Source organism: Gluconacetobacter asukensis (genome assembly GCF_014174375.1).
Lineage (GTDB): Bacteria > Pseudomonadota > Alphaproteobacteria > Acetobacterales > Acetobacteraceae > Gluconacetobacter > Gluconacetobacter asukensis.
In genome coordinates this window covers 26,554-38,864 of record NZ_JABEQE010000022.1, presented here as the reverse complement: position 1 = coordinate 38,864, position 12,311 = coordinate 26,554, and the positions used below count along the sequence as shown (strand labels likewise).

At 65.6% G+C, this 12,311-nt stretch carries 9 protein-coding genes; 2 read left to right on the top strand and 7 right to left on the bottom strand.

From position 1 onward, the window contains the following. Window positions 1-262: 262 nt before the first annotated feature. From HLH35_RS17640 to HLH35_RS17620, 5 genes are all read right to left on the bottom strand, one after another. Window positions 263-3,094 carry a TonB-dependent receptor plug domain-containing protein gene (locus HLH35_RS17640; protein ID WP_182980399.1) on the bottom strand — a complete coding sequence of 944 codons (2,832 nt, stop codon included), beginning with the start codon at window positions 3,092-3,094 and terminating at the stop codon, window positions 263-265. Between the two features lie 549 nt (window positions 3,095-3,643). Then, window positions 3,644-4,579, bottom strand: coding sequence for a 2-hydroxyacid dehydrogenase (locus HLH35_RS17635; RefSeq protein WP_182980398.1), 936 nt, complete (start codon window positions 4,577-4,579; stop codon window positions 3,644-3,646). An 82-nt stretch (window positions 4,580-4,661) separates the two neighbouring features. Continuing rightward, complete coding sequence (locus HLH35_RS17630; RefSeq protein ID WP_182980397.1) at window positions 4,662-5,582, bottom strand: EamA family transporter; 921 nt, start codon at window positions 5,580-5,582, stop codon at window positions 4,662-4,664. 44 nt (window positions 5,583-5,626) lie between these two features. Then, on the bottom strand, window positions 5,627-7,657 hold the full coding sequence (parE, locus tag HLH35_RS17625; RefSeq protein ID WP_182980396.1) for a DNA topoisomerase IV subunit B: 2,031 nt from the start codon (window positions 7,655-7,657) through the stop codon (window positions 5,627-5,629). A gap of 82 nt (window positions 7,658-7,739) precedes the next feature. Beyond that, window positions 7,740-8,282 (bottom strand): hypothetical protein, encoded by a 543-nt coding sequence (locus tag HLH35_RS17620; protein WP_182980395.1) that lies wholly within the window; start codon window positions 8,280-8,282, stop codon window positions 7,740-7,742. Between the two features lie 317 nt (window positions 8,283-8,599). On the opposite strand from HLH35_RS17620, the gene HLH35_RS17615 reads away from it, so the two are divergent. Further along, window positions 8,600-9,139 carry a hypothetical protein gene (locus tag HLH35_RS17615; RefSeq protein ID WP_338029387.1) on the top strand — a complete coding sequence of 180 codons (540 nt, stop codon included), beginning with the start codon at window positions 8,600-8,602 and terminating at the stop codon, window positions 9,137-9,139. A gap of 54 nt (window positions 9,140-9,193) precedes the next feature. Here the strand turns inward: HLH35_RS17615 and HLH35_RS17610 are convergent, their stop codons facing one another. Then, window positions 9,194-9,643, bottom strand: coding sequence for an RrF2 family transcriptional regulator (locus HLH35_RS17610; protein WP_182968585.1), 450 nt, complete (start codon window positions 9,641-9,643; stop codon window positions 9,194-9,196). Window positions 9,644-9,810: 167 nt separating this feature from the next. Here HLH35_RS17610 and cysK point away from each other — a divergent pair, with 167 nt between their 5' ends. Continuing rightward, a complete protein-coding gene (cysK, locus tag HLH35_RS17605; protein WP_182968584.1) occupies window positions 9,811-10,800 on the top strand; it encodes a cysteine synthase A in 990 nt (329 codons plus the stop codon). 252 nt (window positions 10,801-11,052) lie between these two features. On the opposite strand, the gene HLH35_RS17600 is transcribed toward cysK, so the two are convergent. After that, window positions 11,053-12,195: an OmpA family protein gene (locus HLH35_RS17600; RefSeq protein WP_182980393.1), complete on the bottom strand. Its 1,143-nt coding sequence runs from the start codon at window positions 12,193-12,195 to the stop codon at window positions 11,053-11,055. Window positions 12,196-12,311 lie beyond the last annotated feature (116 nt).

Here is a 12,311-nt window from a genome sequence, read left to right as displayed (position 1 = left end):
AGGTGCTTGAGCTTAAGGGGTATTTCAAGAAGGAGGGATCCGGTGACGGGCAAACGGAAGGGATATTCGGCGGCCTTCAAGGCGCCTGAGGGCGAAGGCGGAATTGGCGGCCATCTATCAGAAGCCGCGCATGGCAAAGGAGGAAGGTGGGGGCGGAACACGGACACCTGACGGACGGGGTAGTCGCCGCGCGCCCGAAACAAAAAAGGCGGCGGTCTTGCGACCGCCGCCCCGGAGCCGACGATAATCGTCGGACTGCCGATCAGAAGTTCATGCCGGCCTGCAGGAAGAAGTAGCGGCCGATGTAGAAGCCGCCATATTGCGCGCCGGCGCTGTTGTCCGTGGCGCTGGCGACGAAGGGGGGCTTCTTGTTGTTGATGTTCTGGATACCGCCCGTAAACTGCCACCGATGCAGGCGATAGGCGAAGGACAGGTCGTTCTGCACCATCGCGGGCGTCTTGTAGCGACGCGAGCCGAGCGGCGTCAGGAAGTTGGTGCCGTCGTTCCAGCGCATGCCGCCGGTATACTGCATCATGTAGGTGACCGAAAACGGACCATGGGTCCAGGTCAGGCTGGCATAGTCACGCACCTTCGGCTGGCCGATGCCGCTCTGGTAGAGCAGCGCGCCCGTCAGGTTCACCCAGGGACCACCGGAAACATACTGCTGCTTGTAGTTCACCAGCTGCTGGAAGTTGTTCGAGATCGTGAACGAATCCAGCGGAGTCACGCGGAAGTGGTAGTCCAGGTCCCAGTCGATGCCGCTTTCATGCAGGCCGCCCTGGTTGATGTAGTAATTGCTGACGGTATCGATCTGATCGGTGCCCTGATAGCGCACGATGTCCGAGCAGTAGCCGGTGTTGGTGCCGGTGTAGCACCCGTCCACGACGGTCTGGGTCGGCAGGGCGGAAATCAGGTTTTCGATCGTGTAGTGCCAGAAGGTGGCGCTGGTGGACAGGCCCGGAATCCAGCGCGGGGTGACGACCGTGCCGAAGGTGTAGGTACGGCCGGTTTCGGGATGCAGTCGCGCGTTGCCGCCGGTCAGCGTCGGGATCTGGCCGGAATTGGCGTCCACGAACGTCGAAGTATCAATGCCGGCCTTGGCGCAGTTCGCCACGACCGTGGGCGACATGCTGCCATAGCTTTCGGCTTGGGCGCACGGATCGCTGGCCGAGGCATAATTGATCGCCTGGCCCTGATAAAGCTCATAGACGCTGGGCTGACGGACCGAGGTACCCAACGTGCCACGGAAGCGGATATCGCGCGTCGGCGCCCAGTCGATCGAGGCTTTCCAGTTCTTGATGCTGCCGAACGTGTTGTAGGCCGAATAGCGGCCCTGTGCATCGATCGTCAGATCATGCGCCAGGAAGGCGTGGCGCAGCAGGTTCAGACTGCCTTCCAGATAGCCTTCGGTCACGTTGAAGCCGCCGCCGGTGGGCTTGGCGGTGTCGGTGAGGCTCTGGCCGGAACCGATCAGCGGGTCGGGATGGTAGGCAAGCTGTTCGCCGCGATGTTCCATGCCCAGTGCGATGCCCAGGCTGCCGCCATGCTCGTAGGGCATCTTCACGACATGGTCGTTGTTGATGCGGGCATTCAGGTCGCGCATCTGGTAGTAATATTCGCTGCTGGACGTGTAGTTCGCGTATCGCGCCGCCGCCGGCGACAGGGTCGCGAACGGGTTGGACAGGACGCAGCCCGCTGCGGCGTTACACACCGACGGATCATAGACCACCGCGCTGTTCGTGTCGGTCGGATCGACCTGGCGCAGCCCATATTCCTGCAGCAGGTTCACGTAGCTGCCGACGCCCTCGACGCGTTCGTTCGTCTGGTTGGTGCCCCAGGTATAGGAAACATCGTAGTTCCAGCCGTGCGTGATTTCGCCGTTGACGCCCCACTTCACGGTCGTGGTGTCGCTGGCAGTCTCGGTACGGCGGTTCCCGAATTCGCTCAGACGCTTGTACATCTGAACGTCTTCGCCGAACGGGTTGTACGGATCGTTCGACGGAATGATGACCGAAGCCGGCATGTCCGACGGGGGAACCGCGCCGATCACCGGCTCGGGCGCCATCTGCGCCGATGAGGTGCGGTGGCTGTACAGCACGTTGGCGTACAGGTTGAAGTGTTTGTTGATTTCGTAATGCAGGTCGCCGCTGAGCGTGGAGTTCTGCAACTGGTTCAGAAGCTGCTGCTGATTGCCATAATTGTAGCGGTCGGCGCTGGTGAAGTTGTGGAACGAGGTGCCGTTGGCCGAACCGGCGAGATCCGAGCCGCTGTCCAAGCCGAAATACTGCCCGTTCGGCGGGATCGCCGAGCCATAGGATGCGGCGCCGGCTGCGGCCGGGTTGTTGGACTGCACCGGCGTCGCCCACGACCGGTCGCGCTGCATGACGCCGCCCTGGCTCATGTACGAGCCGAACAGGGTCAGGTTGCCCTTGCCGTGATCGAAGTTGAAGCCCTTGTAGCCGGAAATCAGGCCGGTGTCGTTATCGCCGTGGCCGCTGATGCCGCCGCGTACGGTGATGTTGGCGTCCGTCGTGTTATGGCGCAGCTTGATGTTGATCACGCCCGCGACGGCGTCGGCACCGTAAAGTTCCGAACCGCCATCCTTCAGGATTTCGATGCTCTGGACCAGCGCTGCCGGGATCGCGTTCATATCGACGCATTCGCCGACGCCGTTCGACGTGGTGCGCTTGCCGTCGATTAGTACCAGGACGCGCTTCGAGCCCAGATTGCGCAGGTCGGTGCAGGACAGGCCGTCCGTGCCGTTGGTCTGGTTGTTGGTGGTCCCGGACGATCCGATGGATGGCAGGCGCTGCAGGTAGTCGCCCAGCGTCGTGGAGCCGGATTGCTGGATTTCACGCGACGTGATCGTCTGGACCGGGTTGGCCGAGGTGTTGTTGGAACTGCGCAGGAACGAGCCCGTCACCACCACGCTTTCGGGCTGCGCGTCCGGGGCCGTCGCGCTGAGTGCCGTCGCCGCGCTTTGGGCGAAAGCGGAGGAATACATCGCCCCGCTCATGGCCGTGAAGGCGAGAAGAAGAACGTTCTTTCGGCGAAGAGATCGTGCGGTCGTCTGCTTTATCTGGCGATCGCCCATGAATTTCTCCAGAGATATTGACGTGAAGATTGGTAAGCCAGTGTCTTGATCAGAATAGTGCGCTGTATGCGATGCCAGGCGTTCCGACCGGAAAATCTGCCGGAATCCTACCGATTCCGACATGATTTAACGGGCGGCCGCGTCCCATCTCGTTCCGGATTTCCGGTGATTGCGATGTGCCGTGGAGCTCCCTGGGCATGTGTCTTGGCCTGTTACAGCGCGTTAATAAAAATTACACATGATCAGAACCGGCCTGTCGACCGTTCGCGTGGCATCTGTTACGGATTTTTTGCATTATGTTGCCCTTATGCAACATGAATGCGGCGTGATTTCGAAGACTGTTTGCCGGCGAGGAGGGGCAAGTATTAAAAATCAGGAAATTCAGTTAAATTGTCAGAACAATTTGTGGACGAATTTTTATAAAAAAAGAGGCGGCCTTTTTCTCGATGTTCATAAACGCGGGCGGCCTGTGCCGTGAAAGCCACAGGCCGCTCGCGCAAGGGTGTTCGCAAGCGTGATATCCGCGCCTGGATGCCCTTTTCGGCCCCGTCAGTAACCGCGCGCGACGTCCACGGCATCGCGCACCGGCAGGCCGGTGCGCAGGCGGCGGATATTCTCGGCGACCTGTGGTGCCGCCGAGTCCGGCAGGGCGACCGAGGCGACGTGCGGTGTGATCAGCACATTGTCCATGCACCACAGCGGATGGTCGCCGGGCAGCGGTTCCTGGCTGAAGACGTCCAGCGTGGCCTGCCCGATCCGGCCGGAGCGCAGGGCGGCGACCAGCGCGTCGTCATCGACGATGGCGCCGCGCGCGACATTGATGAAGCCCGCGCCCTGCGGCAGCATCGCGAGCCGTTCGGCATTGAGCAGGCCGATGGTCTGCGGCGTTTTTGGCAGCATGCAGACCAGGATATCGCATCCGCCCAGGAAGGACGGCAGGCTGTCCATCCCCGCATGGCAGGTGATGCCGGGCTCGGCTTTCGGGCTGCGCGACCAGCCGCTGACCGTAAAGCCCAGCCGCGCGCATTCCCGCGCCGCGAACAGGCCCAGTTCGCCCAATCCCATGATGCCGACACGCGTGTGCGAGAGGGGGCGGGGTTCGATGAAGTGCCACTGTCCCTTGCGCTGCGCGGCCGCGAAGGCCGGAATGTCGCGGGCCAGGCGCAGGGTGGCGAACAGGACGTAGCTGGCCATCATTCGCGACATCATCGGGTCCTGCAGCCGCGTGATCGCCACGCCGGGCGGCAGGTCGTCGCGCGCCACCAGCGCATCCACGCCGGCACCGAGGCTGACGATCATGCGCAGCTCGGGAAAACGGGCGAAGAATCCCTGCGGCGGGTTCCAGACCAGCGCATAGCGTATCCCGGCGGTGTCGGTGACCACGTCGGCCAGTTCGAACCCCAGGTCGGGCAGGGCCGCATGCAGCGCCGCCCGCCAGGGTTCGGGATTGTCCATCTGGCTGTAGAAGACCATCCGGTCGGTCATGTCTCTCTCCTCGCTGTCCGATCGTTGCGAATCTATCGCGATCCTCGGGCGGTGGGGAGGGCGGGGCGCCGGATGGGGCCTGCTACATCTCGGGCAGCACCGGGGCGGTTTCCTGGCCGGGGCGCTGGAGCAGGACGCCGATGATCGAACTCAGCACGATGCACAGGATTCCCGCCCATTGCGCGGGGGCCAGATGTTCGCCCAGCAATGCCAGCCCGATGATGGCGGCCACCGCCGGGTCGAGGCTGGTCAGGATGCCGAACTGGCGGGGATGCAGCCGCTTCATGGCCAGCATTTCCAGCGTGTAGGGCAGGGCGGACGACAGGATTGCGACGAAACAGGCCAGCAGGGCGGCATGCGGATGCCTGGCGGTGACGGGCAGGGTCGCCGCCATCAGCGGCGTGACCAGCACGGCGCCGACCGCCTGGCCGAGAGCCGTGGCACGCGCCGCGTCGATCCGCCGGCTGACCCGGCCGCCGGTCACGATATAGGCAGCCCAGGCCGCCGCGGCCATCAGCCCATAGGCCACGCCCAGCAGGTCCAGCGGCCGGCCGGCCAGTGCCGCGCCGGGTTGCAGCAGCAGATACAGCCCCCCGACGATGACGGGAAACAGCAGCAGTTCGCGCGCGCGCCGCGCGCCCGACAGGGACAGGATCAGCGGCCCCAGGAACTCGACCGCCACCGCCACGCCCAGCGGCAGGTGGTCCAGCGACAGGTAGAACGCCATGTTCATCACGCCGATCGAGGCGCCGTACCACAGGACCAGCTTCAGGGTCGCCCGGTTCGGCGCCGCGCGCCAGGGGCGCGTCAGGATGCCCAGCACGATGGCGGCGATCCACAGGCGCAGGCTGACCGTGCCCAGGGGCCCGAAGACGGGAAACAGCAGCTTGGCGAACGAACCGCCGACCTGGAACGAGACCATGCCCCCCACGACCAGCAGGATGCCGGCCAGCGGACCTTGCGTCTGTGCGTCTCCGGCCGCGGAATGCGCGGCCGTGGTCATCGTTTGTCCAGGGATGCGCGGGGATGGTCAGGAGACATGGGCGATCAGACGTCCAGTTCCTCGACCAGGCGGGCATGTTCCTGGATGAACTGGAAGCGCGATTCCGCCTTGCGACCCATCAACTGCTCGACGCGATCGCTGGTCAGCGCGCGGTCCTCGGGCCGGGTGACGACCTGCAGCAGCGTGCGTTTCCTGGGGTCCATCGTTGTCTGTTTCAGGTCGCCCGGCGGCATTTCGCCCAAGCCCTTGAAGCGCGAGATCTCGATCTTGGCGTTGGGCTTGAAATCCGATTTCAGCTTCCGCTCACGGTCGGCGTCATCCATCGCATAGACCGTCCGGCCGCCCTGGGTCAGGCGGTAGAGCGGCGGCTGGGCCAGATAGATATGCCCCCGGCGGATCAGTTCGGGCAGTTCGCGGTAGAAGAAGGTCATCAGCAGCGACGCGATATGCGCGCCGTCCACGTCGGCGTCGGTCATGATGATGACGCGGCCATAGCGCAGGCGCGTGGCATCGAACCGTTCGCCGATGCCGCAGCCCAGGGCCTCGACCAGATCGCGCAGTTCCTGGTTGGCGCGCAATTTCTCGGTCGAGGCGCTGGCGACGTTCAGGATCTTGCCGCGCAGCGGCAGCACCGCCTGCGTTTCGCGGTTGCGGGCCTGCTTGGCAGAACCGCCGGCGGAATCGCCCTCGACCAGGAAGATCTCGGTCTCGGCTGCGTTCTCGCGCGTGCAGTCGGTCAGCTTGCCCGGCAGGCGCAGGCGCCGTGTGGCGCTCTTGCGCGGTGTGTCCTTCAGATCCTTGCGGCGCAGCCGTTCCTCGGCGCGCTCGATGATGAAGGCCAGGAGGTTGTCGGCCTGCGCCGGATGGCCGGCCAGCCATTGCTCGAACCGGTCGCGCAGCGCGGTCTCGACCAGGCGGCTGGCTTCGGACGAGGTCAGTTTTTCCTTGGTCTGGCCCTGGAATTGCGGATCGCGGATGAAGACCGACAGTTTGGCGGCGATGATCCCGAGAATGTCGTCGGCTGCGATGGCGGAGGCGCGGCGGTTCGACCGCTGTTCGCCCCAGGCGCGGAAGCCTTTCAGCAATGCCGCGCGGAATCCGGCCTCGTGCGTGCCGCCCTGCGGGGTGGGGATGGTGTTGCAGTAGGAGGCCAGGCTGGACGACCCGGATTCCAGGAACGCCACCGCCCATTCCATCCGGCCGGTTTCGGCGCCATCCGGCCCGACCGGCAGGTCGGCGTCGCCGGACCACATCTCGGCCAGCAGCGAGGCCGTGCCCAGTTCGTCACGCAGGCTGTCGGCCACGCCGCCGGGGAAATGCAGCACCGCCTCGGCGGGAATGTCGCCATCCCGGATCAGCGCCGGGTCGCAGGCCCAGCGGATGGTCACGCCGCGATACAGATAGGCCTTGGAGCGGCACAATTTGTACAGGCGCGCGGGCGAGAAATGGAGGCGCCCGAAGATCTGCGGATCGGGGGTGAAGCGGATCTGGGTACCGCGCCGGTTCTGGGTCGGCCCCACCTTCTCCAGTTTCGTCACCGGATGGCCGCGTTCATAGGCCTGGCGCCACAGGGTGCGGTCGCGCGCGACCTCGACCTCCATCCGCGCTGCCAGCGCATTGACCACCGACGAGCCCACGCCGTGCAGGCCGCCCGAGGTGGCATAGGCCTTGCCCGAGAATTTCCCGCCCGCGTGCAGCGTGGTCAGGATGACCTCCAGCGCCGAGCGATCCTTGAATTTGGGGTGCGGATCGACCGGAATGCCTCGGCCATTGTCGCGGATGGTCAGCCAGTCGCCTTCATCCAGCGTGACGTCGATGGTGGTGGCGTGGCCGGCCACCGCCTCGTCCATCGCATTGTCCAGGATTTCGGCGGCCAGGTGATGATACGCGCCTTCATCCGTGCCGCCGATATACATGCCGGGGCGCCGCCGGACGGGCTCCAGCCCCTCCAGCACCTCGATGGCGCTGGCATCGTACGTCTCGGCCGCGCTGGCCGGAGCCGGTGCGGTGGCCCCGGTCGCGCGGGGGCGCGACTCCCGCTTCGGGCGCGGCGCGGAAAAGAGATCGTCGTTCATGGACTGTTCTTTGTTCCGCAGCCCCGTTCCCTGTCAAGCAGGCGCGTGGCCGGAGCCACGCGCCATGCCCCGGAGGCGCGTGTCAGCTCCGGGTGGTGTGGGCGGCCCGGGCGCGCGAGCGGCTGCGGACTTCCGAGTGCAGCACGCGCTCGGGCGCGGCGCAGGTTTCGTACGATGCGGGCTGGATGATGTCCTTGGCCTGGGCGTAGCGCGACAGGTCCTGCGCGCTTTCCAGCACCGCGACCTCGTCGAACATCGCCGCGCGCTGGTTGCAGAAGGCGGTGCCGGCCTTCAGCCCGCGTTCGGACTGCACGTTGGCGAGCTGGGTGATGTAGTCATCATGCTCGCGCTGGGCGCCCCGGCCGTAGGTGGTGCGGAAATAGGCGTTCAGCGCCCCTTCCTCGTCCAGCAGCCTGGGGCGGAAGCGTTCAACGAAGGCGTTGTAGCGGTCCTGCATGTTGCACGACAGGGCCGTCACCATCAGCTCGCTCTTGAGACCCTGCACGTCGAAGGCCTCATGCGCGGGGGAGGAGGTGCAGGCGCCGGCTGCGAATGCGGCCTGTCCGTTCACAAGCCCGGCAAGGGCCAGGCCGGCCACAGCGGCGCGCCAAATGGGAAACGTCATGATAAGGTTTCTCCCGACCGACCGGAAAGCTGTGCCGGGTCGTGGTCGATGACATGAACCGGCATGTGAACTGGACTTGCTAGCGTTCTATAATGGCAGCATAACCCTGACCAGAGTGTTGGCAATCAAATTTTGGGGTCACGACTGGTCGTCGCACCATGGCGCGTTCTGCCGGCCCCTGCCATCCGTGATTGCCGATCCTTGAGGATCGGATTGGGTCTTTATGTGCATCCCGGTACTGTTCTAGAGCGTTGCCGGACGATTCGCGGCAGCCTGGTGCGGGCCGGTTCTTGAGCGAGCGGAGTTGACGAGTGCGCGTGCGATTGTCTTCTGCAATTCTGGTGGCGGCGTCAGCCGTGCTGGCCGGATGTCAAAACAAGCCTGGGCTTCAGGTCGCGGGTCCCCCCGATCCGTTCGGCTATATGAAACGCTCGGCGGTCTGCCAGGTCAGCCCCGTCAAGTCGGCCGGGCCGGCCCAGAAGACGGCGACGATGTCCGTGCGCAGCGATGACGGCAATTGCGGCGTTCTGGTCCAGCAGGACGGGGAACGGTCCTATGCCTCGTTCGGCGTTGCGCCGGCGCCGGAGCACGGCAAGGCGTTCCTGTATAATTACAACGATCATACGTATGTGATGTACACGCCCAACACTGCCTATGCCGGGCAGGACCATTTCAGCGTGACGCTGATCCGTGGCCCCGGTCAGCCGCGTGATACGCTGGATGTCACGGCAACGGTCGATGCGACGGGCGTGGTGGTGCCGACCCCGATGGTGATGGCCCCGACCCCGGCGCCCGCGCCGGCCAAGAGCACGAGCAGGACGGCAACCAGGCGTCGCGCCAAGACAACTCATCCGTGATGGGAGGCGGCGGGGGGCATTCCCCCGCCCATCCCCGCACGCGGCGGGGAAAAATCAGATCGAAAAGCTGATCGGCTCGGCCAGCGGACGGCGCATGCCGCTCGATTCCGCCCGGTGCACCAGATCGTCCAGGGTCAGCTTGCGGCACTGGGCCGACACGGTGTCGTCCAGCTTCTGCCAGCACGGATCGATGACGCGGGTGAAGAGCTGGCCCATCGGACCGTCATCGGACGACGAATCGTCGGCCGTCGCGACCTCGACGATATCGGCCACGGTGATGTCGCGCCGCGGGCGGCCCAGCCGGTAGCCGCCGCGTGGCCCGCGCACGCTTTCCAGCAGGCTGGAACGCGATAATGTCTGGAGCAGCGGTTCGATGCCCCGTCGTGCCAGCCCGGCGCGCTCGGCGATGTCGGCGGCGCTGACGGTTCCGGTGCGTCCGGCATGGAACGCGACGTCGAGCATGATGAGCACCGCGATCATGGCCCTGTCACGCCGAAGCAGCATTCCCGATTTCTCCTGCAATCCATGGTGTGTCCGACGACCGGACACGCGCCGGGCGTGAGGCTAGCAGGATCGGCGGCGATGATCCACGCTTCTGTTTGGTGTGATGATGGATTATGTCAGCTATTACGATTAAATCCGCGTCAATGCGTTGAAGGAAGGAGCGACCCATGGATCATTCAGTGGCGGCGGACGGCCATCTGGGCCTGGCCGGGCCGCGTGGGCGGGTGTACGACTCGATCGTGGACACGGTCGGCGGCACCCCGCTGGTTGCCCTGCCGCGCCTGATGCGCGAGGACGAGGTGGCCAGCCGGATCCTGATGAAGCTGGAATTTTTCAATCCGCTGGGGTCGGTCAAGGACCGGATCGGCGCCGCCATGGTGCTGGCCGCCGAGCAGCGGGGCGACATCACGCCGGGCCGGACCGTGCTGGTGGAGCCGACATCGGGCAATACCGGCATTTCACTGGCGTTCGTCGCTGTTGCGCGCGGCTATCGGCTGATCGTGACCATGCCCGAGGGCGCGTCGATGGAGCGGCGCAAGATGCTGCGCCTGCTGGACGCGGAACTGCAATTGACCCCGTCCCGGCTGGGCATGGCCGGTGCCATCGCCCGGGCCGAGGACATCGTGAAGAAGACGCCGCATGCCTGGATGCCGCGCCAGTTCGAAAATGCCGACAACCCGACCATTCACGCCCTGACCACCGCCGAGGAGATCTGGACCGATACGGAAGGTGCGGTCGATATCGTGGTGGCCGGCGTGGGCACCGGCGGCACTGCCAGCGGCATTGCCCATGCGCTGAAGCCGCGCAAGCCCGGGCTGGCGGTCTATGGCGTGGAGCCGGTGGAAAGCGCGATCCTGAACGGTGACGAGGCCGGCCCGCACGGTATCCAGGGGATCGGTCCCGGATTCTGCCCCCGCACGCTGGACCTGCCGGCGCTGGACGGTGTGCTGACGGTGTCGGAGCGCGAGGCGATCGCGGCGGCGCGGCGGTGTGCGCGGCTGGATGGCGTGCCGATCGGGATCTCGTCGGGGGCGGCGCTGCATGCGGCGCTGAAGCTGGCGGAGCAGCCGGAGCATGCGGGCAAGACGATCGTCGTCATCGCCCCATCCTTCGCCGAGCGGTATCTGTCCACCTCGCTTTTCACCGGCCTAACCTGACGTTTTGGCCCGTAAACGCGCGCTGGTGGCGATCCGGCGCGCGTTTCCTGCGCTCCGGTGCTCACGGCCATCAAGGCCGCTCCGCTTCGATGCTCCGCAACACACGACGGCCGTGCCGCTGCGCGGCACTCTCGCTCACCAGCCCACGTTTCCGGGCCTGAACCCCGCGGCTTCAGAGGGAATTGGGGTCAAGGGGCCGACTGGCCCCTTGCGGGTTCGGGCGGAGCCCGAGCTTGACCCTTTCCCGGTGCCTTATTTCAGGATGATCTCGACGCGGCGGTTCTGGGGTTCGCGGGTGTTGGGGCCGGTGGGGACCAGCGGGTGGTCTTCGCCGAAGCCGTGGATGTCGATTGCGGTGCCGGGGACGCCGTCGCGGATCAGTTCGGCCTGCACGGCCTGGGCGCGGCGGAGTGACAGCGCCATGTTGTAGCGTGCGCCGCGCGGGCCGGGATGGGCGGCGGAATTGTCGGTATAGCCGTTGACCTCGATCCGCGTGGTCTGGGTGTGGGTCGAGGCCTGGGCGGCTGTTGCCACGATGGCGCGCGCACGGTCCGACAGGCCGGATTTATCCCAGTCGAAGAACACCAGGTAGGTCCGGGTCTGCGTGGGGGCCGGGGCCGCGGGCTCCACCGACGGCGGGGCCGGGGGCGGGGCCGGGTTGAACTCGTAGCGCAGGCCGAGCATCAGCGAATGGTTGAAGTCGGTCATGGTGTCGCGGTTGCCCGTCGCGGCGCCATAGGGGCGGCTGGCGTTGTAGCCGCCGATGGTGCCGATCGAACTCGCGCCATGGGATTGCGGGCCGAGCATGGTCCAGAACCGGTATTCCGCCGTCGCCGACAGGCCGACGACCCACGGGACGGGGAAGGCGAGGCCGAATATGCCCTGATAGGCGAAATTGCCGAACGTGCCACCGATCTGCTGGTTGAAGCCCGGGCCCATGACGGAGGCGTTCATCGACTGCCAGGCATAGCCGACGCCCGCGCCGAAATAGGGGTAGAGCCAGCTCTTGCCGATATCCATGTCGAACAGGGCATTGGCCATGACCCCGTAGGTCTGCTGCCGTCCGCCTACATGGCTGGAGGGCAGCGCGGCGGAGTTGAAGTTCTTCAGCCCGTTATTGCGGTAATTGCCCTCGACCTCCACGCGGAAGCCGTTGCCCAGGCCCCAGCCGACGCTGCCGATTCCGACCGCGCCGGTATGGTATTTGTCGCGCCCGTCGGGGAAGTTGGGCGACGAGCGCACCCGCTGGTCCTGGTTGAAGGTGGCTCCGCCCTCGCCGGCGACATACAGGCCCTGGACGGGCTGGGCGAAGGCCGGGGCGACGGAGAGGGTGGAACCGAAGGCGAACGCCGCCGCGAGAATCGTTCCTCCAAGCAATCCGTGCCGCACTGTCATGGTCTGATTTCTCCCTTAGCCGGGTATGCTGACTGTGCGGCCCGGTCGGATGAACGCGCGTCGCCCTTTATATTTCTGTCTTCTTTGCCGAAAGACGCGCCGATGGCAATCCATAG

Coding starts and splice junctions, on each gene's coding strand:
- HLH35_RS17610 (WP_182968585.1), bottom strand. CDS start 9,643: ATGCTGCTTCGGCGTGACAGGGCCATGATCGCGGTGCTCATCATGCTC.
- HLH35_RS17620 (WP_182980395.1), bottom strand. CDS start 8,282: ATGACGTTTCCCATTTGGCGCGCCGCTGTGGCCGGCCTGGCCCTTGCC.
- HLH35_RS17600 (WP_182980393.1), bottom strand. CDS start 12,195: ATGACAGTGCGGCACGGATTGCTTGGAGGAACGATTCTCGCGGCGGCG.
- HLH35_RS17640 (WP_182980399.1), bottom strand. CDS start 3,094: ATGGGCGATCGCCAGATAAAGCAGACGACCGCACGATCTCTTCGCCGA.
- cysK (WP_182968584.1), top strand. CDS start 9,811: ATGGATCATTCAGTGGCGGCGGACGGCCATCTGGGCCTGGCCGGGCCG.
- HLH35_RS17635 (WP_182980398.1), bottom strand. CDS start 4,579: ATGACCGACCGGATGGTCTTCTACAGCCAGATGGACAATCCCGAACCC.
- parE (WP_182980396.1), bottom strand. CDS start 7,657: ATGAACGACGATCTCTTTTCCGCGCCGCGCCCGAAGCGGGAGTCGCGC.
- HLH35_RS17630 (WP_182980397.1), bottom strand. CDS start 5,582: ATGACCACGGCCGCGCATTCCGCGGCCGGAGACGCACAGACGCAAGGT.